The organism is Paraflavitalea pollutisoli (genome assembly GCF_029360705.1).
GTDB lineage: Bacteria > Bacteroidota > Bacteroidia > Chitinophagales > Chitinophagaceae > Paraflavitalea > Paraflavitalea pollutisoli.
In genome coordinates this window covers 436,634-462,825 of sequence record NZ_JARKMX010000008.1, presented here as the reverse complement: position 1 = coordinate 462,825, position 26,192 = coordinate 436,634, and the positions used below count along the sequence as shown (strand labels likewise).

Genomic DNA, 26,192 nt, shown 5'->3' with positions numbered 1-26,192 from the left:
CCATTAATCAATTAATCAGTATATATTACAGAACAAACAAAACCATTCGCGTTTTGTCCGATATCCCCGCAACATTCGCTACTTAGAAATTTGCTATTCAAAATCCCATTCTGCGCAGATCCGTTGGCCGGTCGCGGCCTCCAGGACCTTCCAGCAACCCACCCGTGAAAAGCCACCCGGTGTAGCCAGTCACAATATTCCGGTCTATGAAGCGAACGCTCCTCATTCGGATCAGCCTATGCTGTCTGCTTCTAAGCTGTACAGCAGGCCAACTTACGGCCCAGTCACAGGCATGCCCCATCAACATCAATTTCGCCAATGGCGACCTCTCCAACTGGTCAGCGGCCACCGGCCTCGTCGGCCGGACCGGCATCGATTATCCTTTTCCCAATGCCGGCGTGTCCACCATTCCCGAATACACCCTGGGCATCACCGGCATCCAGGTGATCACGACGCCCGGTACAGATCCTTTCGGCAGCTTCATCACCATCCCAACGATCAACGGTTATTCGTACGGCTATTCGATCAAACTGGGCTCTACCGCCACTTCCTACGAGCTCAATGCCGGCCGCGCACCGGGCGGATTTGTGCGCTCCGTTTCCTATAATATTCTGGTACCAGCCGGTCCGGCGTCCGAGCCCTATACCATGACCTACGCCTATGCCATGGTATTGGAAAACGGCACCCACAATTCGCATGAACAGCCCTTGTTCAAAGCCACGCTCAGTACGCCCGACAGCATCGTTACCTGTGCATCCCCCGAATATTACCTGCCAACTTTCAACAATGCCGGTAGTGGGGGCGGGGGAGGAGCAGGTACTGGTGCCACCCTCGATTCGGCCACAGCGATCGCCAACGGCTTCACCAACAGTCCCACTCCTTTTCTGTCGCACAGCGGGGGCGGAGGTGGTGGTGGCGGAGGAGGTGGCGAAGGCCAATACCTCTACGATGTATGGACCAAGGGATGGACAGAAGTAACCTTTGACCTGTCTGCCTATCGTGGCCGCCAGGTGACCCTGACTTTTACGGCAGAGAACTGTAATCCCGGGGCACATTTTGCTTATGCCTACGTAGCCGTACGCAACAGTTGCGCCGGCCTGGAGATCAGCGGTCCGCAAACAGCCTGTGCCAATATGCCGTTTACCTATTCCATTCCCGCCTTGGCCAATGCCACCTACAACTGGCAAGTGCCTTCAGGCTGGACCATCCAATCCGGGGGCAATACCAATTCCATTGTCGTTAAAGCGGGCAGTACCACCGGCTATATCATTGCCCGCGAGCTCAATGGCTGCGCCGACCTGCGCGACACTATCCTCGTCACTAGTAAGGCCCCCACGATCGCCGGTAATGTGACCGGCGATAACCAGGTATGCACGGGCATCAACGTTTCGCCACTCACGCTTGGTCCACACCAGGGCGATATCCTGCAATGGCTGTCTTCGACAGATGGCATCTCCTGGACACCGGTGCCCAATACCAGCAATACCTTCAATGCCCAAAACCTGACTGCTACCACACACTATGCCGCTATTGTGCAAAACGGCAATACCTGCAGTGCCGATACCAGTACCGCAGCGCTGATCATCGTCGACCCAAAAAGCGTAGGCGGCAGGATCGATCCTGCCAATAGCAGTTTTTGTATTGGTCAGCCCGCCAATGCTTTACTCACACTGCATAATCAAACAGGCGCCGTACAGGCCTGGCAGCTATCGACCGATGCCCGTACCTGGGCGCCTTCGGCACCGGCCATTACGGCCAGCACTTATACTGCCGGCAGCATCACCCAGGATAGCTGGTACCGCGCTGTCGTGAAGAGTGGCGTTTGTCCGGCCGACACCAGCGCCATGGCCGTCATCCGGTATGTCAATGTACCGTTCCCCGCCGCCATCCACAATCCGGAAGACGCCGTGGTCTGCTATGGCGATTCCATCCTACTCAATGCCATGGTGAGCATTGGTACCAACTATTCGTGGAAACCATTATCTACCCTGAGCAATATGGGCAATGGTCGACTGACGACCTTACCGGCCGCTATCCAGGCAACCGCAAAGCCACAACGCAATACCGACTATGTACTGACAATCCTCAACCAGGGATGCCCCAATGCCCTGAACGATACCTTCCGCATTGCTGTGGCAGACAGAATCATTGTCAATGCGGGTAGCGACACGTCGGTCGTGATCGGACAACCCCTCCAATTGCAGGCCACGGCCAATGATCCACGGGCCAGTACTTTCTCGTGGACGCCCGGTACCTGGCTCAACCATCCCGATATCGCCAACCCCATAGCCCTGTTCAATGGCGAACGGGCGCAATCCATCACCTATACGGTGAAGGCCACCAGGAATGATGGTTGCTCCGCCACCGACAACATCAACGTGAAACTGTTTTATACCAATCCGGAAATATTCGTACCCAATGCTTTTACGCCCAACGGAGATGGCAACAACGATGTGATACGCCCCATTTGTGTAGGCATTTCACAGCTCCGTTTCTTCCGCATCTACAACCGGTTTGGGCAAATGGTGTATGCCACCACAGAGATCAACAAAGGCTGGGATGGCATGCTGGGTGGACAGCGGCAATCGTCCGGCACCTTCGCTTACCTGGTGCAGGGAACGGATTATACCGGCCGCGTGATCACCAAACGGGGTACGGTGCAGTTGTTACGGTAGACCAGTGGGCAAAGTAAATACGGGAAAAACACCTGTTTATACCTGTCGTACATCCTGTAATCTCGCATAACTGATCAAACCTTTAAAATACGCACATGATTAACAAGATTTCCGTAATCGGAGAGGGGCAGGCCCTTCTTTCCAGTACGACAGCCACCGACGATATGCTTGTCATGGAGGAATCGTACCGGGTAGGCAGCAGCATCCGGGGCGCCATCGACAGCCACACCGTCGACCTCAGTGGCGGTAGGATCGTAGAGCTCATCTTCGAAGACAATACCACCTGGCTGGCCAATGCCGATACGCTGGAAGAGATATTTCCGGAAGCAGCTGGGCAAAGCCGTGCAGCGGGTGATGCCTTTGTGATCCCCTTCACCATCAAATCCAACACCACCGAACGCGGTATCGCCAGCGATATCGCCCTCCGCATCCTGAATGTTTTCAAACCCAAGGTGGTCGATAACAAGGTGCGGGAACTGGCAGAAAAGCTGGAGAAGAAACAACTGGAGACTGATCCCGGCATTTACCGCATCGACCCCAATTTTCAGTTACAGAAATTTGTGCCCGAGCAATCCGACAAGCCCTGGTTATTGTTCCTCCATGGAACTAACTCGTCGACCATTGGTTCTTTTGGCGAGTTGAACGATACCAGCAACTGGACCAATATCAAAAAACAATACGGCAGTAATATACTCGGCTATCAACACCTGTCATTGACCCAAAGTCCCCTGCAAAACGTATTGGAGCTTGTTCAGCAGCTACCTAAGTTTATTACCCTCGACCTGGTAAGTCACTCGCGGGGTGGTCTCGTCGGCGATATCCTGGCCCGCTTCTGTACCAGCAATGACCAGCTCAACGGCTTTTCCGAGGAAGAGATCCAATACCTCCGTGACGAAGGTCGTGAGGAGGATGTGCAAAACATCAATGATATTGGCAAGGCCCTCAAAAGCAAGAAGATCGTGATTCGGAAGTTTGTGCGGGTTGCCTGTCCGGCCAGCGGTACCACGCTTGCTTCCAAGCGGCTCGACAATTTCTTCAACATTACCTTCAACCTGATCGGTGTGGGCACCGGGCTCGCGACTACGCCGGTATACATCGCTTTCAAGAACCTGATCGCGGCGGTGATCAGTACCAAGAACAATGTGGAGGTATTACCAGGCGTGGAAGCCATGAATCCGCAGTCACCCTTCATCAAGGTACTCAACAACCCCAACGCGACGATATTGCCCGACCAGCCCCTGATCATTTTATCAGGCAACTGCAAGGCAAAGTTCAACCTCAAAGGATTGCTCATCATTGCCAGCAAGCTGTTCTATGCGCACCGCAACGACCTGGTGGTGAATACTGCTTCCATGTACCGGGGTGCCAAAAGAAGAACGGAATCGACCAATCCCAAAAGAGTGGCCGTGCAATACTTCTTTGATGAAGGTACCGATGTAGATCACTTCCATTATTTCGAGAACGAACAAACGAGAACCTTGCTGGAACGCGCGCTTGAAGCAACCGGCGATACGCTGATTCCCGGTTTCCGCGATTGGCGGGATGCCACCGCGGAAGAGCTGGACCGCAACGCCCTGCTGAAGCTCGACGGTGGTAAGATCTTTATGGATAAGGTCACGGGTTTACGTCCCATTCTAGTCATCATGCCAGGCATCATGGGATCGAACCTCGATGTAGACAACGATACCATCTGGATCAACTACGGCCGGTTCCTGACGGGAGGTCTTCGCAAACTGGACATGAAGGCAGAGAATGTCAAAGCCAATTCCATTGTGGCGACTTCCTACGCCCGTATTGCCAAACATTTTTCCGAGAGCTACGATGTGGTCACCTTCGCCTTCGACTGGCGCCGGCAACTCAACCAATGTGCGAAAGACTTTGCTGCCAAAGTAGAAGAGCTGCTGAAGTTCAACCAGCCGATCCACATCATCGGCCACTCGATGGGCGGTGTACTGGTGCGCGACTTCATCATTACCCAACCCGATGTCTGGAAACAACTCAATGCTTCGCCGGGCTTCCGCCTCATCTTCCTGGGCAGTCCGCTGGGCGGCTCTTTCCGGATACCGGCCGTATTGATGGGTAAAGACGGAATCATCGACAAGCTCAGCAAGATCGACCTGCGCCACAACAAACCTTCCTTACTGAAGATATTCTATGGTTTTCCCGGCCTGGCCAGTTTGTTGCCCCTGTCTGTAGACGATAGCAACAATTTCGCAGACCCGAAGACCTGGAACAATATGCGCACGGCACTCAACGACGAGCGCTGGCCCAAAATAGAGAATTCCCTGCTCACCGAGTTCCGCCAATACCGCGATCAAATCCTCGCCAGCATGGATGACATCGATTATTCCAACATCACGTATATAGCCGGTAAAGACAAAGCCACAGTCTGCGGTTACCGGATCGACCAGACCAGCCATGGGCAGGAACTGGTGTTCCTCAGCACGGCGGAAGGGGACCAGAGTGTAACCTGGGAGTCGGGCATCCCCAAGAAGATGATCCGCAACAACTCCGTGTATTATGTAGATGTATCGCACGGAGCCCTGGCCAACGAGCCCTCCATCTTCAAGGGATTTGCCGAGATATTGAAAACAGGCAATACCAACCTGCTGAGCAGGACCCGGCCGGTGGTGCGCGGGGAAGAAAAACGTTTTGTAGCGCCGGTAGAAGAAGATTTCGACACCTCGCCGGCTGGTGTCGAGATGACCTTGTTGGGCATATCCGCCTCTGAAAAAGTAGAGACCACCGAAATGCCGATCAATGTACGGGTATCACAAGGGCATTTGCGTTATGCAGAATATCCGCTGATTGCCGGCCACTTCGCTGGTGATGGCATTTTGTATGCAGAAAGAGCGATCAATGGCTTACTCATGGGCGCCTTGCAGCAGCGCCATCAACTGGGCCTGTACCCTGGTGAGGTGGGGACGGCCGAAGTACTCGTCACCGGGCAACCCGACTTCAAGGGCGCCATCATTGTGGGGCTCGGCAAGCCGGGAGAGCTGACAGCCTATCGCCTTACGCTCACTACCGAACAGGGGGTATCCAAATACCTCATCAATGTCAACAGCAAGTTGCCTTTTAAAAACTATGAAGCGCAAACGCAACCCAATGGTATCTCTTCGCTGGCTATCGGCTGTGGTTATGGTGGCTTATCCGTTGCCAACTCGCTACGTGCTATCATACAGGGGGTCAGCAATGCCAACCAGAAAGTAAAGGAGCTGTTTGGCACCGAAGCGCGTACCATTGACCAGCTGGAGTTTGTAGAACAGTATGAGGACCGGGCGCTGAATTGTTATTATGCCCTGAAACGCATAGAAATGGAAGAGAGTGGCTCTGTGAAAATACTAACCGACAATAAGATCCAGACCTTACCCGGCTCGCGCAAAAAGATGGTTCAGGAAGCGGCAGACGAGTGGTGGATCCGGATCACGATCACCTACGTACCGAAAGACGAAAGGAAAACTGGTGATATCAGCCGCTTTGTATTCAGTGCCTCTACCGGCGCAGCCCGGGAAGAGCAAAGGGAATTGTACGTCAACAGTCCCGTCATCCAGGAGCTGATCGCCGATATCTCCACCAATAATCAGTGGTCGCCACAGCTGGCCAAAACGATCTTCGAGTTGCTAATTCCCAACGATTTTAAAGAGCAACTCAAGCGACAGAGTAATATCAACTGGATATTGGATAAGACGACAGCCGGTTACCCCTGGGAGCTGTTGCAGGATACCACCGAGAACGCGAAGCCGCTTTGCGTCAACGCGGGTATGATCCGGCAACTGACAACCACCAATTACCGGTTGAAAATAAATGCTGTGATGAAAGATTCGGCCCTGGTGATCGGCGACCCCGATCTGAAAGGGTTCCTGAATCAACTCCCTGGCGCCCTGGCAGAAGCCCTATCGGTGAAAGAAAAGCTGGAGGAAAGCCGGTTTACTACTACCTCCGTGCTGAAAGGATCGGGGAGGGAGATCATCGAAGCGCTGTTCCGGGATGACTACAAGATCATTCACCTGGCGGGCCATGGTCTGTTCGATGAAACATCACCGGCCAGTTCGGGTATGGTAATCGGCAACAAGGTGTTCCTGACACCGGTGGAGATCTGTCAAATGAGCTCGGTGCCGGAGCTGGTCTTCATCAATTGCTGCTTCCTGGGCAAAACGGATGGTGCTGCCGAAGAGTACTACCGCAACCGGTTCAAAATGGCGGCCAATATCGGTACGCAGCTGATCGAGAATGGCGTCAAGGCCGTAGTTGCAGCAGGCTGGGCAATCGACGATGCTGCGGCCAAGGACTTTACAGAAGTATTTTACGACCGCATGCTGGCCGGCGAGAATTTTGGCGATGCGGTGCACACGGCCCGGGAACACATCTACGCGAAATACAAGAACCGCAACAACACCTGGGGGGCCTACCAGTGTTATGGTGATCCCTTCTACACCTTGCGGATTGTAAACACCAACCGCCAGGCAAAGTACCGCTTCATTATAGCCGAAGAAGCGGAACTCGAACTGTACAACCTGCGCAACGAACTGCAAATGGGCAACTATCCGCATGCCGACTACCTCGACCGGGTGGCCGCCATTTCGAAAGCGGTAGACGATGCCGGCATCCGCAATGTGGCCATCACCGAAAGCGAAGCCATTATTTACGCCGACCTGTACGAGTACGACCTCGCAATGATCAAATATGAAACGCTTTCGCAGATAGAGAACGCCACCTACACGTTCGCCGCCATGGAGAAATACTGTAGTGTGCGGTCGGCCAAGTGTATCATAGATTTTGCCGCCAACCACAGCCGCGCCACAGAGTTGTTGCTGAAAATGGAAGATGCCATCGGCGATTTGCAGAGTTTACTGAAATTGGGGCCAACGGCAGAACGGTACAACCTGTTGGGAACCATTCACCAGCAAAAAGCGATACTCGCCACTACCAAAACCAAAAAGGTAGAAGCCTACAAACAGGCGGCGGGATATTATTACCTGGCGAGCGCGCTTAAAAGTAATATCAGCAAAACCCTCACCTTCACCAACTGGATCACCCTGTCGAGTATCCTGGTGCAATTGAAGGCCCAGCAATGGGGCGCCACCGTAAAATCGGAGGTGCTGAGCTATGCATTGCCCGAGAAGGCTAAAAGTGCCATGGCCGAATTGGACGAACTGAAGAAAAACCTGCAGTCGGGTGATGCTTCTCACTTCGATCACCAACGGTTACTGGAGCTGGCCCACGTGGACCTGACCATCGCGTGGTTACAGGAGACAGGTCCCAAACAAAAAGCAGGGGTCGAAGAGTCCTTACTGGCTTACAGCAATGCCTTTGCCCGTATCGGTTCCAAAGGAAAGAAAATGGCGGAGATCGAATACATCAGCTTCCTGCTCGATGCATTGAAGATCATCAAACCGGCCACGCAGGTATTGACAAAGGCGCTGGAACAATTGAAACAGCAATTGGAGCGAATGATCTGATACGCCCCAATGCATGAAGCATACGAACCCAACAGGGAGACAGACCGTCCCTGTTGGGTTCTTTTTTAAGGCACGTTCGGCAGCGGCGGCCTGTGATTGTTTAGCACACTATAATATTCTCTTAACACGGGCGTTCAGGAAAACCAAAATAGTATTAATTTACTGGCTTTAACGCTTTGCTAACCCATGACTAAAGAACGTACCGACCTCCAGCATCTCCTGAGTATCCCTGTGATCGTAGCGGCCCTTGGCTATTTTGTAGACATTTACGACCTCCTTTTATTTGGCATTGTACGACTCGAAAGCCTGACCGATCTGGGCCTTAGTGAGGAAGAGCTCTCGGCCACCGGCGCTTCTATCCTCAATTGGCAGATGACGGGATTGCTGCTGGGCGGTATCCTGTGGGGTATTGTAGGCGATAAAAAGGGTCGGCTATCGGTATTGTTCGGCTCCATTCTTACGTATTCACTGGCGAATATTGCCTGCGGATTTGTGCAGGACCCTACCCATTATAAAATATTGCGGTTTGTAGCAGGTATTGGACTGGCCGGAGAATTGGGCGCTGGTATTACCCTGGTATCGGAAATACTTCCTAAAAGACTCCGCGCAATTGGTACCTCGCTGGTAGCCGGTATCGGTTTGTTTGGCGCCGTCGTAGGCTATTTTACCGTGAAGTTATTTGCCTGGCGCCATGCTTATTTCATTGGCGGCGGTATGGGCATCTGTTTGTTGTTGCTCCGCCTGGGTGTTTTTGAATCCGGCATGTACAAGAACCTCAAAACGGAAGCGCATATACAAAAAGGGAACTTCTTTGCTTTCTTCACCGACAAACGCCGTTTCCTGCTGTATATAAAATGTATTGCACTGGGATTGCCTACCTGGTTTGTGATCGGCATCCTGGCTACCTTCTCCAACGAATTTGGCAAAGCCCTGGGCATTACCGAGCCCATACAACCCGGATTGGCGATCATGTGGTGTTATGTAGGTCTGGCCATCGGCGACCTGTCGAGCGGTTTTATCAGCCATGCCCTGCATTCGCGTAAAAAGGCCGTAGCATATATGATGCTCTTCACTTTGATTGGCAGTGCCGTGTACCTGTTTGCCGGTCTGTCGAGTTCCACCGCCATGTATGGACTTTGTTTGTGGATGGGACTGGGCATTGGCTACTGGGCCATGTTTGTGACCATTGGCGCGGAACAGTTTGGCACCAACCTGCGCGCCACTGCGGCCACTACCATTCCCAACATGGTAAGGGGCATGGTCGTTTTGATGACCACCCTGTATGGCTTTGCCAAGCCTTCTATCGGCGTTTTGCTGGCTGGCGCACTGGTAGGCCTGCTTTGCTTTGCCGCCGGTTTCTATGCTACGCTGACCATCCCCGAAACACATAACCGTGACCTGAATTTCCTGGAGCAATAAAAACATTGGCGTCCTGGCTGACCCTGGCGGGGCCATAAAATATAATAGCCGCAAAAAACAACTCACCTGTCAAAGGCCGCAGGAATGGCCCGCCAGCTATCAATATATCGGCGCGGATGATCAGGCTGGTCCCAACTATACGGGTCAACCTGTCGTCAACTCCTATTATTCCCCAGCAACAGATACAACAAAATCCTCATAAGCTAATGGTGCGATAAAAGTGGCCGGGGCCTACGTTTTTACAGGTTGTACGGAGTAACTTTAGCAGACCTACTACCGATCAAAACTTTTATCAATATGAGAACTATTCTCCTAGCTGTTTCGATACTTGTTGCAACTTCCCTGCAAGCTCAACAAGCCACTTCTGCCAAGCCAGACGCACATGCTGCGCAGGCGCCGACAGATGAGGGTTATGTCTTAAAAGTCAATGACAAAGCAGCTGATTTCACGGTAGACAGACTAGAAGGCAATCCGCTCCAATTATCCAGCCTCAAGGGAAAGGTCGTTTTGCTCAACTTCTGGGCTACCTGGTGTGGCCCCTGCATGCAGGAATTCAACGAAATGCCGGGCAAGATCCTGCAACCGTTCAAAGACAAGGATTTTGTCTTCCTGCCGATATCCCGGGGCGAAGCCAAAGAACTGGTGGCGAAAAAGAATGCGGAACTCGCTGCCAAAGGCATCGTCTTCAATCCAGGCCTCGATCCCGACAAGAGGATCTGGAACCAATATGCCACGGTGTATATTCCCAAGAACTACCTGATCGACAAGAACGGCGTGATCCGTTATGTTTCTACCGGCTACAACTCGGATGCGATAGAAAAGCTGGTGAAAGAGATAAAGAAGCTCCTGGCGGAGTGATGTTAATCATGGCAGTTATTTAAAATGCAATCTCTTATAGAGGCCCGAATACCTTCCTGCTTTGCCACCCAGGCAGCATCGGCGCTACGAATACAGTCGTCGAATGCTTCTCTACAAAGATTGTAACATTCAGTACGTGGCATTCCTGGTGGGTACGGAAAACATTGTGTACAACAATTAAAATACTCGTCATCGCAATCGTCCACAGATTCCCAGTATTCAATATCGGCAAGCTGGTATTCATAATCTTTTGAATAATTACAAGAATCCTCACATGCCGGGTCGGTATCCAATGTGGTAATCTCAGCCACTGACTGTCTTAAACGGTCTTGAAAAGAACTCATGGCAAGAAGGTAGACCTTCCCGCGGTCGGAGCCTGACAATTGTTTAAGTTGCGCATATTGCTGTTTTATAGCCATTCGACGCTGCCGAAAGATGGCAAACAAACTACTGGCGGCAAATTGCTTCGCGGCTGACAGGCTTTCACGCCTGGTAAGCGCCTCCAAACGATTACTTTTTTGGGCCAGGATGGCATCCTGAATAGCCATGCGCTCGCGCCTCAGCTTCGGAAATAGTAGAACCATTTCTTTAAAATCGTCGTTTTGTGCCAGCTGCTTCGACAAGTTGGTCAAGGGGGTATCGATAGTGACTGTCGATACATTTTCTCTTTTACAATAACTAATGGTAAATACCAGGCAAAAGCAGAGTAGGAGAGAAGTAAGAAAATTCTTTCTCATACGGCAAATTGTTTTGGTTAGGAAAAGGTTTATTGTCAAATATACACTTTTCGGCTATCCATCACAATAAGCGTAAGCCCTTATTGAATTGTGGTCATGATTGGCCGCCAACGTCTTTCATCGCAACCATCATCATCACGCACTCATGAGTTCATCGATCTCGAATTTCTTCATCTTCATATAGGCCTGCAATACGCGAGGCGCACGCTCCGGATCGCTTAAGAGCTCAGGCAGGATCGCGGGCACTACCTGCCAGGATAGTCCAAACTTATCTTTCAGCCAACCGCAACTTCCTTCCTGGCCGCCGTCAGCTGTGAGTTCACTCCAGTAGTGATCAATTTCGGCCTGGTCCTGGCATTCAATGACAAAGGAGAGTGCTTCGTTGAAAACGAACTGCGGTCCGCCATTCAACCCCATAAACCGTGTACCATTAAGATCGAAAGTTACCACCATCTGATTGTCGGCTGTAATGGTCGAATTGGGAAATACCGAACAATAGAATTTGGCAGCTTCCTGTGCTTTTCCGTCAAACCAAAGGCAGGGATAGATTTGTTTTTTCATTGCTGTAGTATTATGATTAGGCCGTAAAACTACCGCACCGGAGAGGTGGAAAATAGAACAAAAGTGACAAAACGGAATCAGCGACGAGGACCCATGAGCTTTTCGTAGTCTTTGGGCGTTATGGTAGTAAATTCCTTGAAAGCCCGTATAAAGTGACTTTGATCCGCATACCCGTGCGCAAAGGCGATGTCCGATAATTTGTCGAAGCGCCGGGACTGGAGCTGACGAAAAGCAGCATCAAACTGTACAATCCGCCGGTATTGATTGGGTAAAATGCCTACCTGCTTTTCAAACAATCGCATAAAGGTGCGTTTGGTAAGGTGCAAATCCTGCGCAGCCATGTCTTCCACTCCCCGTAGAGGATCACGTGCAATGGCTGCCGTAGCAAACCGGACCAGGGCAATATCGGTTTTGATGCGCACGGTGAGGCCCTGCACGAAATCATCGATCAGGTCAATCATCGCCACAGTCGTCGAGGCATTCAACAATTGCTCCTGCAAAGCCTTTGCTTTGACAGCAGTGATCAGTTGCAGGTCAACAGGATTGTCTGTCAACTCCTGGGGAGAAAGACCAAACAACGAATACAGGGCATAAGGATGAAAGAAATAGGCGATGAGGGTGAAGTTGTCAGAAAGCGTCAAGGCTTCCGGAAATACCGTTTGTCCAAATAAAGTGAGGTGATTGGATTGTCCGCCAATTTTTCCCTTGCAGGTTTGAAACAATAGGGTTGGGGTACCATTGGCGTATAGCGGTAACGTAAAAGGTGCAGTGACCGAGGCGTGTTCGATCACCAATATACGTTGTACATATTCACTGACCCGCTCTGATGGTGTTGGGCTCCAACCTGTCATGTAGACCTGGGCTTAGTTAATATTACAAATATACGGTATCCGCTTTGGAAGAAGTGACCGTCTTCGTCAGGCAGCTATCGGCTCCTTTAGCGGTATTTCCGACCTGCTAAATTGGCCAGCATACTTGTGCTTTTTTTCAGTAGATTCGTTGCAAAATCGGTATAGTTAAACCACTGCCATTGCATTATGAATAATCTGAAACGCTATTGCTGTCAATTGATCCCGGCATTCCTGCTGACTGCCACCACTGCCCTGGGCCAAACCAAGCCCGGTGTTTCCCAATACGTTAACACCTTTATCGGCACGGCGCCGATGAATGATCCCAAGATACTGGGCTATGAACTGCCGCAAGGCTGGCGCTCCTGGGCCGGACTTACCTTTCCCGGTAGTTCGCTTCCCAATGCCATGGTACAGCTGAGCCCGATGACCGAGTATGGGTCGGGCGCCGGTTATGAATACGAGGACTCCGTCATCCTCGGTTTTACCCATACCAATAAAGGCCATTGGAACCTGTGTAATATTCCCATCCTGCCCTTATCCAACGAAACCTACCCGTATGGTTCGCGGTTCTCGCACAAAAAGGAAAGTGCTGCCCCCGGATACTACCAGGTGTACCTCGACGACTACCAGGTGGATGTAAAGCTCACTTCCACCTTACGGTGCGGCTTTCATCAATATACTTTTAAGAACAACCAGGGCCGTAAACTCCTGTTCGATATGGGCAAAGCCAATAGCCGCGTAAATACCTGGCGCATTGAACAGGCAGGCACCAACGCGGTGCAGGGCTTTCAGGGAGGCGAGAATGTATATTTCTACGCCATCCTTAATACCAATATCGACAAGTTGGAAAGAAAAGATGAGGGTCAGCGGAGCGGTTACGCCATCGCAACCCTGGCCGACAACAATGAAAGCCCGGTAGAGATCAGGATCGGCCTGTCGTTCGTGAGCATGGACAATGCCCGGCGCAACCTGGAACAGGAGATCGGTAACCAGTCATTTGCAGCCATTCGTACAGCCGCTCAGCAAACCTGGGAAAATACACTTTCGGTGATTCAGCTAAAAGGCGGCACCGACAAGCAAAAAGAAATGCTCTATTCCTCTCTGTACCGCTCGCTCTTGTGGCCGGCACTGCGTAGTGACCTGAACGGAGAATTTACCGATGCCAAAAGGAATGTCGTAAAAGCCGATTTCAATTACTATACGGAACCGTCCTTATGGGACACCTATCGCAATAAAGACGTTTTACTGGGACTGATATCGCCCCAGGTAGCCGTGGATGTGATCAAATCGATGAAGGACGTAGGGGAGAAGACAGGCTTTATTCCTACCTTCTTTCACGGAGACCATGGCGCTTCCTCCATTGCCGGTACCTACCTGCGCGGACTGGACAATTTCGATATTCAGGCTACCTACCAGTTGCTGTTGCGCAATGCCAATGTGGAAGGACGTGCCCGTCCTTACCTGAAGGATTACCTGACACTGGGTTATATTCCCGATCCCAATATTGCTAACCCTCATGTAGAAACCAAGGCTGCAGCAGGAGTATCCAAAACCCTGGAGTATTCGTACGATGACTATTCGCTGGCACAGATTGCGAAGAAGCTCAACGATACAGCCAACTACCGGTTGTTGATGGCCCGTTCGAAGAATTACCGCAATATGTTTGATCCATCTACCCGGTTTATGCGCGGTCGCCTCGCCAACGGAACATGGATAACGCCGTTTAATCCCCAATATCCCTACTACGAATACATGTACCGGGAAGCCAATGCCTGGCAGGTATCGTTCTTTGCACCACACGACATGAAGGGCCTGATCGATCTATACGGTGGCCCCAAAGGCTTCGAATCCAAACTGGACTCCTTGTTTACGATTCCCTGGAACCCCAAACATATTGCCCGCAACGTCGAGTCGATGATCGGTCAATATTGCCATGGCAATCAACCCGACCACGAGGCACCCTTTGCCTATTATTTCATCAACAAGCCGGCTAAATCTCAAAAGATCATCGATACCATCCTCAACACGTTGTATGGCATTGGCGATGACGGTCTGGCCCTTTGCGGTATGGACGACGCAGGCGAGATGTCTGCCTGGTATGTACTAACGGCGCTGGGGCTTTATACCTTCTCCGCTACAGACCCGGAATACCTCGTCACCGTTCCGTTGTTTGATGAAGTAAAATGGACCACCAGTACCGGAAAGCTACTAACCATCAACCGTGCCGGCAAGGGCAGGAACCTGCAATCCATACAGGTAAACGGCAAACCGATAAAAGGCTATTTCGTTCCCCATGAGCTGTTCAAAAAAGGAGGAAAGATAACGATCACTACGCGGCCTTCATAGCCGCGTTTTTGACGCCAAAACGCTGTTCCTGTACACGGTCATACTGCTTAACGTAGTCAGGATGTTCTGTGCCCATTAAACGGTCCCAGTACCGGAAATAAAGGCCGTAGTTGCCTTTGAACTGGCGGTGGTGCAGGTTGTGGTGTACGGAAGTATTCAGCACCTCAAACCACCAGGAGTTGCGGAAACGCCGCGGCATGATCTCATAGCCCAGGTGCCCGTAAGCATTCATGACAAAAGAAGCCAGGGAAAACCACAGGATAGACAAGCCATGCAAGGGCAGTACGAATACGAGTATCACTAAGATAAAACCTTCGGCAATGGCTTCGAGGAAATGAAAAGAATAGGCAGCCCAGGGTGAAGGATTGGTGGAGCGATGGTGCACAGCATGGGCATGCCGGAAGATCCGTTTGTCGTGTAGCCCCCGGTGCATCCAGTAAAAGTAAGTATCGTGTATTACGAGCGACAACAAAACGGACACGGGTAGCCACCAAACGGGATACGCATCGATCTCTTTGTACAACAAGGTGTATTGCCGGATAGGGGTTGCCGCCATCAGGAAACCGACGCCTGCCAATATAGCGCTGGAAATGGCCGAATGCCTGATCTCCCGCAGAAATTGCTGCGGCTTTGCATTTGCCGCTTGTATCTTTTGGTGTTTAAACCAGGCGCGCCCCAATACATAGAATGGGATAAAGAAGAGACCAGCCAGTACAAAGTAACGGGCAAAGGTCAGGAACGTCAGTTTGGCCAGCAATTCCCAGGGTGTTGGCATAGCTTGTTATTTATGTTCAAAGCTACCCGGTCGCACCGACCCCAGCATTAACAAAAGATAATTACCGTTTGGCACGTGCGATCCTGGAACGGATACGACTGAGGGAAACGGGCGTAATGCCCAACAGACTGGCCAGGTATTTGCCCGGAACCCGCTGCACCAGACCTGGCCGCTCGCGCACCCACTGCTGGTATCGCTCTTCGGGACTTAACAAGATAAATGACTCCAGTCGTTTTACGGAGGCGCCCAGCAGGTTCATGATGAAATAGTGCCGCAATACCTCGAAAGACGGATGTTTTGCCATCAACGACTCAATATCATCGTACGACATGACCAGCAGGGAGGTGGGCTCCATCGCCTGGTACATAAAACGGGACGGGTGTTTATAAAGGATATAATCGTGCGAAGCCACGACCGTATCTTCATAACTCAGACTGAGTGTCAGTTCTTCGCCTTGCTCATTGCAATGCCAGGTACGTATCAGACCTTCCAACACATACCCCAGCGAAGGGCTCGACTCGCCCTCGCGCATAAAGAATTCGCCGACCTCCAACTTGCGCGGTCGCGCCAGGGACAATAACTGAAACAAGTCATCACCAGAGAGGGTGGGGAATAATTGCAGGTAATGCTGGAGTTTTTCTGGATCGAGCATACCTGCAATATCCGTATTTTTCGCCGGGCATCAAACGAGGCCCGGCAATTGGTATATAACCATTAAGCGGGCTTGGGCGTGAGCAGTTCAGAAAATATCCATCCAATCGTTTTGATGCTGCGCGAAACGCCGCCTTTGGCAACCAGTACATCCTGCTTTTTATCGACCAGGTACACTTTGCTCCACTGACCATTCGTTTCAATGAGCCCCACTTCGTACCCCTTGGGTAGTTTCTTCAAAGAGGGGGTGGTGGTGGAAGCACCACTCCGCAGGTTGGTGCCCTCTGTATTGACGGTGTAGATGTTTCCAATGTTGTTCACCGCACCAAACACCTGCTTCTTGAATTCATTCCAGGGAAAGGCCGGGCCGGGATCAGGCTTACGTGCCGGTGAGATATCATCATGCCCCACGGCCGTCACCGGCTGGTACGTAGCAAACAGCACTTTACACAGTTTGTATAAAGCTTGCAATTGTTTGTCGGGAAAGGCAAACCAGAACTGATTGTCTTTCGCTGTCCAGAATTTGTGTTTGTGTTTTGCTTTGACAATATTAGCGGCTTCGGATGCCGGATAGGTTTTATTGCCCCGGCGGAAACTACCGTTGGGAAGTTTCTCCAGGAAACCGGCATTGACGATCTCTATGCCAATAGAGTGGCTGTTAAAGCTGTCCACGCCATCCCAGGTACTGGTCCCGGCATGATTGGCCTTCTGGTTGAAGGGAACCAATTGCGTGATCGTTCCGTCTTTATCGAGCACAATATGGGCGGCAATACGATCGGGGTTGCTGCTGGTGTTCATGAACCAGTTGACGGCAGAACCCGCATCATCGGTAGCCGTGTAATGGATCACGACAAAATCGGGATCGATGAGGTCACCCGCATTCTTTGTTTTGGAGATAACGATCTTTTCATTGCCCTCGGCTTCGAGCCAGTGATTTTTGATTTTCATGCTTGTTGAATATAAAGGATGAATAGAAACCTGGATTCAGAGAGGTACAGGCGAGAGTCAGTCATTCAAAGGGTGGGCAGTATTATCCGTGAGAACGATCAAACGTAGGAGTTTTATCTGAGCTGGCAAAATAGGGATAGACCTTATGCGCCTTTGGGGCGCATAATGATCCACATAAGCAATTTATTGAGCGATGGTCTACCCAATTCAGGTCAGTTTTACCCATTCACCGTCTGCCGGCAACTGACAACGATCGAGTAGGTTGGCCGTTTTAAGGGCGTCCTTCAGCAAGGGGCGCTTCAGGTAACAATGGTTGACCGTATCCATGTGCACACAAATAAGATTCCTGGAGGTAGTATGTTGTGCTACCTGCACCACATCTTCGGCCGTCATGGTGATCGGATCTCCCATATCGAAACGGGCGGCACCTGTATTGAGCACGATGATATCCGGCTGGTGTTTTTCGAGGGCCTGCAATACTTCAGGACACCAGATCGTATCGCCCGCAATATAGACCGATGACTTACCATCCTGCAGCACGTAACCCGACACAGGTGCCATTTTTTGCCCGATCTCTCCGGTACCATGTTGTCCACCGGTTCGGTGGATCGTAATGCCCTGCCAGGAATATTGATCTTTGATGGCGACTACGTTCGTAAAACCCTGTTGCCGGAATTTTGCTTCGTCTTCGACCTGCCCTGCGATCAGCTGGTCTTTGGGAATCATTTGCTGGGCAGTTACATCCCAGTGATCATTGTGGGTATGGGTTACCAATACGAGATCGCTTTCCTGGATCAGTTGCCGCAACGCATCTTCACCAAATGGCAGGTCTACCATCGGATTGCGCAAGCCATTGCTGGTCCAGATGATGGGATCATAGCTGTCTTTGGGAGCAAGGAACGGATCCACGAGTATCTTCTGGTCATTGATGACGACCTGCAGCGTAGCGTGTCTTATCAGGCGGATCTTGATCATGGCGAACAGGTTTTATGGTTACAAAAATAAGCCTGTGCGAGCATTGGCCAGATTTATTCCCGGGAATTGGCGGTTCTATGCCCCGTATCGGACTGCTACGGGCAATTGGAAATGGATTATCTTTATTACCCATTTCATACACTATGCATAGTCCACTGCTTAACCAGTTGCTATCGGCCATTACGGTCGATCCACAGTCGGGTAGCCCGTTATACCTGCAGGCAGCTGAGGGGTTGATCAGGCTGATCCGGCAAGGAAAACTCAAGTCTGGCCAGAAGCTTCCCGGATCCCGGGAACTGGCCCTGGTATGGCAGCTCAACCGTGTTACCGTCAACAAAGCCATCGAAGAGCTACAGACACAAGGCTGGCTGGAGAGCTTTGTTGGCAAAGGTACTTTTGTAGCCAGCTACCTGCCCGAAAACAATCCGGTGGCGCTGGCCAATGCTTCGGAACACCAGGGGCGAACAACAGCGGGCTTCACCATCGACACACCCGCCTACCTCGATCCGATCCCCACGGGTATTGATCTGGCGTTTCGTCTCGACGATGGCTTTCCCGATCCCCGCCTGGCGCCTATACAGGAATTATACAGAGCTTACCGCAGCCAACTACAAAAGACCACCCTGTATAATCGGTTTGGCAGCTACAACACGCCTGAAGGGCCTGTGTATTATCGGACAGCTTTGTCGCGCTACCTTAACGAAACCCGTGGACTAAACACAACAGCACGGCAGCTACTATCCATCCGGGGAACAGTGATGGGGATCAACCTCGTTTGCCAGGGACTGATCGCAATGGGAGATGTTGTCGTTTCGGGTATTCCGGGCTGGGGCAGGGCAGAGCGTAATTTTCTGCATGCGGGAGCGCGCCACATAGGCATTCCCGTTGACGCGCATGGCCTTGTTGTCGACGAGTTGCGCAAGATCTGTCGCAAAAGACGTGTAAGGATGGTGTATGTGACGCCCCATCACCATTATCCCACGACAGTATCGATGCGACTGGACCGCCGACTGGAGCTGTTGCAATTGGCCCACGAGTACGGCTTTATCCTATTCGAAGATGATTACGACTATGATTTTCACTATAAGAACCGGCCTTTGCAACCACTGGCCAGTGAAGACACCAACGGAATGGTCATCTATTGCGGTTCGTTCAGCAAAAACTTCTCGCCAGCCTTCCGCATGGGTTATTTGTCGGCCCCGGAGAATGTGATCGAACACCTGGCCCGTCACCGCCTATTGCTCGACCGGCAGGGAGATCATGTATTGGACAATGCCATGGGTGAATTGCTGAATGAAGGAACGATACAGCGCTACCTGCGCAAGGCCTTGCACACCTATCATGCAAGGCGGGACCATTTCTGTCAGCTGCTTACAACAAAACTCGGGCAGGCGGTTGAATTTGATATTCCTGAAGGCGGGCTATCCGTGTGGGCACGTTTTGATCCGGCCATCCCGGTCGACAAACTGGCGGAGCGGGCCCGACGCAAAGGCTTATTTATTTCGAACGGGTTGGCTCATCATTACCCGGGTTATTCGCCCAATGCCATCAGGCTCGGCTTTGCCTCATCGACAGAAAGCGAGCTGACCCAAAACATCGATATATTGGCGAGAGCTATCAGGTAGGCCTTGTCTGGATTATTATTCCGTTCTTTCATCCGCAGATTATGGCAGTTCACCACAGCGCACTGACCAGCGCCCCCTTGGCGAACGTAGTATTGTACATAAATCTATAGCTATGTACAACAAACTCCTTTTATCGCTGGCGCTGTTTAGCGCGATGGGTATCACAGGTTGCCAGAAAGACGATGTCGATCCACCGCCTCCGGTGGACAATCCACCCGCTCTGCAGTTTCTCGTCAAATCCATGGAATTTGATATTGGTACTGTAGCCCATGTACGCTACAATCCAGACAGTACGATCCATGATATTTTCTACAACAATCAATCTGCGGCCGGTCAGCTGGATTTTACCTGGTCGGGCAAGCAGGCATTGGCACTGTCATACGACGGCTCGCTGTACAGGGACACCTTTGTGTACGTAAATGGAAGATTGACTTCGTTAACCAACGGCTGGAAAAGGGGCACCAGTCCGACCTCCTATAAACTGGACTATGCCTATAATAGCAATGGAAGCCTGGCGGAGCTCAATTATTACCAAACGAATGAAGCTGGTACCAAACTCATTTATTCGACCACCTACGCGTATCATTCAAACGGCGACCTGGCATCGATCACGTCTACTCAAAAAAGCAATCAATATAAGATTAAGCTGACGATCGACAGTTGGTCTGCCGACTGTGAGATCAACCCCTGGCTATTCATCGGCCCCGGCCCGAATGAGTGGTATACGTTGTACAATTATCCGCTTCTCAGCACCTTTAAAAAGTTACCAGGCAAGATCACCAAAACGGTGCAACAGGCTGGGCAGGCCGCGGAAACAGAGCAGATCACCGTGAACACTTATACCATCACCAATAAGCGATTGGATAAGACCGCCACCGCACTCAGTTACCCCAAACACCCCAACCTGGATCAGTCGCACAGCGTTATCTACAAATACTAGCTTTTCGCCTTTCTACAGTTTATGGCCTGCTGCGAAGCGGGCTTTTTTTTGATTGTAGGCCTACGCAAGCCAGATCTTGCATGGAATCTACAGCGCCTTGATGCTGGCAATGGAAATACCAGCAAAGCAATCGTCCTGACAACCTTTGGGTACATAGCCTGCATTGGAGATCAGTCCGTTGTTCCTGGCTTCAAAATAGGTATCTGCATCGGAGCGCTTCTGCAGCCACTCTTCTTTTGCTTTCCGGTAAATATCGTCCAGTGTCAAAGTTGCAAAACCAGCTTCATGTGTATTTAGGGAATTCTCATCTTCTGTCCACTGTCCCAAAATCGTCATGGGCGTATTCGGTTGATTGGGATGTTGTTTGGCGACAAAACTCCGGCCCACCACTTTGCCTGCACGAACTGTAATGGTAGTCTCTGTACCATAACCAGTCCAGGAGCCAAAGTTCACGACGTACTGGTAGGAGTTTTGGGAACTGGCTTTAAAATCGAGCCACGCGAGGTAACTGTTGTTGTAATCGGAGGAGTAGGCAATCGTATCTTTTTTGCAGGAAGCAACGGTCAACAATAGCAGCAAGCTCAACAGGGAGTAGATAGTTTTCATAATTGGTTAGTTTGTCACACCCTGATCGCTGGGTAACCAGATTCGTTGCAGCATTAAATGCAATTAATTTGGGAGAGCAGCCAATAAACGGCCAATCCTAAGCAGGCTGCCATCACTTATAAAAGGATTCAATAGCTAATCCTCACTCTGCAAATTGTTTAGCATAAGTCTGCCTTTTCCTATTTCACCTTCCCATACCGCAGGTGCTGCACGCGACCTGCATTGACTTCAAAAGCAATGATCTTATTACGTTTATCCCTAATAAAACGTATATGACTCATCCACCAATGCGGACCTGTAAATTGATCCGGTGCGATATAGGTAAGATCGGCGTTAGCAAACTTCCGGTGTCCCAGCGTCAACTTGCCCGCATTGAACCCAATGGTATAATAGGCTTCCGTTTCTTCATTGTAGTATCGTCCGGTAAATTCTTCCGTGACGGGCTGTGCCACTGCGGGCTGGCGTTGGAAAGACAATACTCCATTCGCCGTCTCTACCTGCCAGTGTAGCAACGAATCGCCCTGCCAGGATTGTTTTCCGGCAATGATCACGCCGCCGGTTGCCATCTTATAGCGGTCATTGCCCTTATCAGCCAATTGAACCACAGCCTCCGGGCTACGCCTGTACAGCTTACCTTCTTTGAAGAACAATTCTAGGCGATCGCCTCGCTCGCCGTAATACTTCCCGACAAATCTCTTTAAGGCAACACTATCGGTGATATAGACCTCTTCGTCTTTCGGCTCGGGCTTCGATGCCCCCAACAAGAGATCAGCAATCTGATTGGTAAACCCGACAGGATTGGCCATGCCGTAATTACTGAACACGACGATCTCCCAGCCCTGCTCGGGAAAACGACAGGCGTACGTTCGGTATCCGGCATCTGAACCACCGTGGCCAATTTGCTGCCAGCCTTTGTATTTACCTAGATTCAACGCAAACGCATAATTAAGTTTGCGCCCATCGTTCAATACTCCGGGTTGCAGCATTTTTTCTACCAGGTCTTTACCGCCCACCGTACCGGTATTGAGGTTGTTGACCCATTTAAGTTCATCCAGTACCGTGGTAAAAAGGCTGGTGGCACCCACGATGCTGTAGCTCAACACCGCATGCTGGTACTTGCCATCACCCCGGAGATTGTACGAGTAAGAGCGGCCCGGTACGATCTCGGTATAATTATCATGGAAATGCGTGTCTTTCATGCCCAATGGCTCGAAGATGTTCTTTTGGGTGTAATCCCGTAAACTAAGACCACTTACTTTTTTTACGATCTCCGCCATCAGCGTGTAACCGGTATTGCAATACATCCACTCGTCCCCGGGCGTAAAGTTCAAAGCCTGCTGTTTCGCAATCAGTTTGATCACATGCTCCTGGGTGATCACATCATCCAATTGCCAGCCCGCGTTGGCCAGCAATTGCCATTGATCGCGTAGTCCGCTGGTATGGTAGATGAGGTGGCGGATGGTGATCTTCTTGCCAAAATCGGGCACATACTCTAGGTATTTCCGGATATCGTCATCCAGCGAAAGCTTGCCTTCTTTTTCCAATAGCAACATACAAAATGCCACATACTGCTTCGACTCCGAAGCTATGTGAAAGATGGTATTGGCGGTATTGGGAATATTGTATTCCAGATTGGCCAGGCCATACCCTTTGCTGAAGACAACCTGCCCATGCCGGGCAATGGCCACGGCACAGCCCGGCCGGTTGCCGGCGGCAAAAAAGCTGAAAATACCATTGATCTTATTGACAGTGGAGTCGGGGAGGCTTTGCGCCAGCAAGCCCAGCGGAGTCAGCAGTAAAAGAAGCAGTTTTTTCATATGTTGATGATAAGAAATATCGTATTCTTCCCACTGAGAAAGCCATCTGTGCCTCCTCTGCCTGCAGATAATGAGCATGGATGCTTAGCAATAGCATTGAATGGAAAGTAGCTCAGATTTCACGATGCCTGATCCGTATCTTCCTGGCAGTAGCAAGCCTGTTCTGCACTTGTTCCACATCTCTGATATAAATCGTATTATGCATCCCATAAGTTGTCAGGGAGATCAGTTGCCGCTTCATTGGGTCATATTCAAACGGCTTGAATCCAAAACCAAGCAGCTTTGCATGAATCAGCTGTTCGTCGTACCCATAACGTTCGCCAGAACCGTTGAGCTCTATAATGATGGCCTTCAAATCGCCATTCTCCAAGGTTCTATTTGCCCCGTTAAGGACTTCAGTTTCAAAACCCTCAACATCTATTTTAATCACAAACGGAACCTTATCAATAACATTATCCAGTTTATCGACCTGCACATCGACCGTATCCGTCTCATTGGCCGTAGCCACATGATTTACGGTATCGTGCGATCGGGTAAATTTGATAACGCTGCGTTCCTTGCCCAATCCAATATTCAGGGCATTTACTTTATCACCAATATTATTGATCCGAATATTACCAGTGAGATGCTGAAAAGTTGAAGGAATAGGTTCAATAGCTGTGGTTTTTGCGCCAATTTCACCTGCAGCCAAAATTGTGTAAGCGCCCACATTAGCCCCAATATCGACAAAGGCATCATCCGGCCTCAAAACATGCAGCAGGAATGCCATGTCGCCAAACTCCAGTAACCCGCAATACAAATTACCGGTAGCACCCGACAGTCCTTTCCAGATCAGGAAGCGGGTATGTTCGGTGTAAGGGTATACTACAGGATAAGGATTCAACCGGGTACCTATCTGCCACTTTATAAAACGGGCGATCGCACCGAGCTTATTATCGTCATTGAAAGGATGATTGTAAATAAACTTTAATGTATCAAGGATCATCAGAACTGTTTTGGTTATTCGTAAGCCAGGGTAATTTAATCGAAGATATCCAATTAATTGAAAACCATAACAGCCCGTTCAAGCCTGGCAATGCAACTGATACAACAAGGGATGTCGCTGACTCAGTAGCTTTCTCGGTTTGGCGGCGGGTAATTGAAAAGCAGATGGCATGAATTGTCGCAGTCACCAGGTTTGACAACTGGTGATGACGAAGTCAAATATAGCAAGCAGTTCCTACAACATGTCGGGCTTCGCCACAAAACCTGGCAAAAACAGGCCTATTTAACTACCGCAGCCGACTAACCGACCCAATCATACATAACTAAATAATAATCAACCACTCAGCATCACAACCTAGCCCCATGCCCGGGAAACTGTCTGTTACCCCTCTTCATATCCTCTTCACATGCTCTTCACATCCTCTGAATCCTCTCTGGTAGGTAGAGCTTATTCAGAAGGGGTGCAGACAATGTGTAGACAATATCCCGACAATGTGGCCCGAATCAAGCAGCCAGTTGAGTTCCACCCCACAAACACGTTTGCTAAACGCATTTAAAAACCGCAGGAATCGCCGCAAACCAGCCTCGCAACATCGGACTTCAAACAATAGCCCCAGGCGCTTAAAACGCCTTAAAATCAGCCGCGAAAAAACACCCGAAAAATTGCCCAAAAACAGCCCATCCTGACTGCCGCGAATTACGCGCCAGATTTCGTGGCGGAATGGGTCAGGCAAACCAGTCGTCCAAACGGACGCGCAACCCCTAATGGGATAAAGAGGCGCAACACTGTATCGATCGTCTACCCGCAAAGCAAAACAAGTATGGCCCGCCAAAGCGAGCCATACTTGTTTTCAGCACATCGAAAACCTGCATTGAATCCTTTATTAAATGACTGGTTCCTTTATCGCTTAAAGAACGGTTTGACGGCCAATACCGACTTGTTGCTTTCCACCGTCAGGAAGTACTGTCCCTGCATCAGCGACACCACGTTCATTAACAGTGTACGGCCGTTACTCAGGCGATAATCCTTCACTGCAACCACACGCCCGCGGGCATCCGTAATACGGATCAACAGCTGATTTGCCTGTATCGTACCATCAAATTGCAGGCGCAACTCTTTATCAACCGGATTAGGCAACAGCTGGATGGAGGTATTACCCACATCATCCAGGATCGCCGTTTTGGTATCGGAATAACGATATCTTTCATCCAGATCGATCTGCCTCAACCGGTAGTAATACCGGATACCACCGGTGACCGTACGGTCTGTGATTTCGTAATTGCCACCAGCCGATCCTTTTCCGGGCAGAAAAGCAATCCGCTTGAAGTTGTTCGGATCCTGCTGCTCGGCACGCTCCACATCGAATCCCTTTACATTTTCTTCGAGGTCGGTCGCCCATTGCACCAAAATGGTGTTCTGACGGCTAGCCACCTCAAAGCGCGTGAGATTGACGGGCAGCGCCACCAACGTAGCACTGGCTGCTACCAGGGGCGTGAGGTCGGTGAGGCTAACCCCGAAATTAGGTTCAGTTGTGCCATCAAACCCCACCTCCGTTACTTCGAAGGTGCCCGTACCGATTCCGGTCATCGTATTGCGAACCGACAGTATTTCCACCCAGGTGTTCAGGGTCCAGTTGGCCGGAAACACAAATGGGGTGTTGGCGGCAGAAAAAGCCTGATAATGAAACGTGCCCTTCGTTTGACGTCCCGCTGATTTTACAATGCCATAGCTGGTGGTAATATTGTTTTCGAGATCAACATTGTAGCTGGCCAGCCATTTAAGGCCAAATACCAGGTCGGTGATGTAGTCGCTCGTCGTGGGCGGCGTGCCCGCCACGATCCGCATCTCCACACCCACCACGCCAGCACCTTTATTGACAGCCCTGATCTCATAGCTCTGCGCGTGCAGCACGGTAGCCGACAACAACAGAAAGATCAGAAGTAGGAGTTTATTACTCATTG

18 protein-coding genes are annotated in these 26,192 nt (G+C 50.7%); 7 read left to right on the top strand and 11 right to left on the bottom strand.

Going from position 1 to position 26,192, the window contains the following annotated elements; all coding sequences use genetic code 11:
• Nucleotides 1-206: 206 nt before the first annotated feature.
• The 4 genes from P2W70_RS15960 (at nt 207) to P2W70_RS15945 (ending at nt 10,414) form a co-directional block, all read left to right on the top strand.
• Nucleotides 207-2,675, top strand: coding sequence for a T9SS type B sorting domain-containing protein (locus P2W70_RS15960; RefSeq protein WP_276482490.1), 2,469 nt, complete (start codon nt 207-209; stop codon nt 2,673-2,675).
• Between the two features lie 95 nt (nt 2,676-2,770).
• The gene (locus tag P2W70_RS15955) at nt 2,771-8,137 is read left to right on the top strand and encodes a DUF7379 domain-containing protein (protein ID WP_276482489.1); all 5,367 of its coding nucleotides are present in this window, start codon (nt 2,771-2,773) and stop codon (nt 8,135-8,137) included.
• A gap of 186 nt (nt 8,138-8,323) precedes the next feature.
• Nucleotides 8,324-9,556: an MFS transporter gene (locus P2W70_RS15950; RefSeq protein ID WP_276482488.1), complete on the top strand. Its 1,233-nt coding sequence runs from the start codon at nt 8,324-8,326 to the stop codon at nt 9,554-9,556.
• Between the two features lie 297 nt (nt 9,557-9,853).
• Nucleotides 9,854-10,414 carry a TlpA family protein disulfide reductase gene (locus P2W70_RS15945; protein WP_276482487.1) on the top strand — a complete coding sequence of 187 codons (561 nt, stop codon included), beginning with the start codon at nt 9,854-9,856 and terminating at the stop codon, nt 10,412-10,414.
• A gap of 2 nt (nt 10,415-10,416) precedes the next feature.
• Here P2W70_RS15945 and P2W70_RS15940 read toward each other — a convergent pair whose 3' ends face one another.
• The 3 genes from P2W70_RS15940 to P2W70_RS15930 form a co-directional block, all read right to left on the bottom strand.
• The gene (locus P2W70_RS15940) at nt 10,417-11,151 is read right to left on the bottom strand and encodes a hypothetical protein (RefSeq protein WP_276482486.1); all 735 of its coding nucleotides are present in this window, start codon (nt 11,149-11,151) and stop codon (nt 10,417-10,419) included.
• A 135-nt stretch (nt 11,152-11,286) separates the two neighbouring features.
• A complete protein-coding gene (locus tag P2W70_RS15935; RefSeq protein ID WP_276482485.1) occupies nt 11,287-11,712 on the bottom strand; it encodes a VOC family protein in 426 nt (141 codons plus the stop codon).
• Nucleotides 11,713-11,789: 77 nt separating this feature from the next.
• A complete protein-coding gene (locus P2W70_RS15930) occupies nt 11,790-12,563 on the bottom strand; it encodes a helix-turn-helix domain-containing protein (protein WP_276482484.1) in 774 nt (257 codons plus the stop codon).
• A gap of 186 nt (nt 12,564-12,749) precedes the next feature.
• On the opposite strand from P2W70_RS15930, the gene P2W70_RS15925 reads away from it, so the two are divergent.
• Nucleotides 12,750-14,909: a GH92 family glycosyl hydrolase gene (locus P2W70_RS15925; protein WP_276482483.1), complete on the top strand. Its 2,160-nt coding sequence runs from the start codon at nt 12,750-12,752 to the stop codon at nt 14,907-14,909.
• Here the strand turns inward: P2W70_RS15925 and P2W70_RS15920 are convergent.
• The 4 genes from P2W70_RS15920 to P2W70_RS15905 form a co-directional block, all read right to left on the bottom strand.
• Nucleotides 14,893-15,684: a sterol desaturase family protein gene (locus tag P2W70_RS15920; RefSeq protein ID WP_276482482.1), complete on the bottom strand. Its 792-nt coding sequence runs from the start codon at nt 15,682-15,684 to the stop codon at nt 14,893-14,895. The two genes, P2W70_RS15925 and P2W70_RS15920, sit on opposite strands and share 17 nt — an antisense overlap.
• A 61-nt stretch (nt 15,685-15,745) precedes the next feature.
• Complete coding sequence (locus P2W70_RS15915; protein ID WP_276482481.1) at nt 15,746-16,336, bottom strand: Crp/Fnr family transcriptional regulator; 591 nt, start codon at nt 16,334-16,336, stop codon at nt 15,746-15,748.
• Nucleotides 16,337-16,398: 62 nt separating this feature from the next.
• Nucleotides 16,399-17,283: an N-acetylmuramoyl-L-alanine amidase gene (locus P2W70_RS15910; protein ID WP_276482480.1), complete on the bottom strand. Its 885-nt coding sequence runs from the start codon at nt 17,281-17,283 to the stop codon at nt 16,399-16,401.
• Between the two features lie 207 nt (nt 17,284-17,490).
• Nucleotides 17,491-18,258, bottom strand: coding sequence for an MBL fold metallo-hydrolase (locus P2W70_RS15905; RefSeq protein ID WP_276482479.1), 768 nt, complete (start codon nt 18,256-18,258; stop codon nt 17,491-17,493).
• A gap of 143 nt (nt 18,259-18,401) precedes the next feature.
• Here P2W70_RS15905 and P2W70_RS15900 point away from each other — a divergent pair, with 143 nt between their 5' ends.
• Both P2W70_RS15900 and P2W70_RS15895 read left to right on the top strand, forming a co-directional pair.
• A complete protein-coding gene (locus tag P2W70_RS15900) occupies nt 18,402-19,883 on the top strand; it encodes an aminotransferase-like domain-containing protein (protein WP_276482478.1) in 1,482 nt (493 codons plus the stop codon).
• 112 nt (nt 19,884-19,995) lie between these two features.
• Nucleotides 19,996-20,823 carry a hypothetical protein gene (locus P2W70_RS15895; protein WP_276482477.1) on the top strand — a complete coding sequence of 276 codons (828 nt, stop codon included), beginning with the start codon at nt 19,996-19,998 and terminating at the stop codon, nt 20,821-20,823.
• A gap of 87 nt (nt 20,824-20,910) precedes the next feature.
• Here the strand turns inward: P2W70_RS15895 and P2W70_RS15890 are convergent, their stop codons facing one another.
• The 4 genes from P2W70_RS15890 to P2W70_RS15875 all read right to left on the bottom strand — a co-directional run bounded on the left by P2W70_RS15890 (nt 20,911) and on the right by P2W70_RS15875 (nt 26,190).
• Nucleotides 20,911-21,429 (bottom strand): hypothetical protein, encoded by a 519-nt coding sequence (locus tag P2W70_RS15890; RefSeq protein ID WP_276482476.1) that lies wholly within the window; start codon nt 21,427-21,429, stop codon nt 20,911-20,913.
• Nucleotides 21,430-21,608: 179 nt separating this feature from the next.
• Nucleotides 21,609-23,246: a serine hydrolase domain-containing protein gene (locus P2W70_RS15885; RefSeq protein WP_276482475.1), complete on the bottom strand. Its 1,638-nt coding sequence runs from the start codon at nt 23,244-23,246 to the stop codon at nt 21,609-21,611.
• 112 nt (nt 23,247-23,358) lie between these two features.
• Nucleotides 23,359-24,231, bottom strand: coding sequence for an FkbM family methyltransferase (locus P2W70_RS15880; RefSeq protein ID WP_276482474.1), 873 nt, complete (start codon nt 24,229-24,231; stop codon nt 23,359-23,361).
• Between the two features lie 900 nt (nt 24,232-25,131).
• On the bottom strand, nt 25,132-26,190 hold the full coding sequence (locus tag P2W70_RS15875; protein ID WP_276482473.1) for a T9SS type A sorting domain-containing protein: 1,059 nt from the start codon (nt 26,188-26,190) through the stop codon (nt 25,132-25,134).
• Nucleotides 26,191-26,192 lie beyond the last annotated feature (2 nt).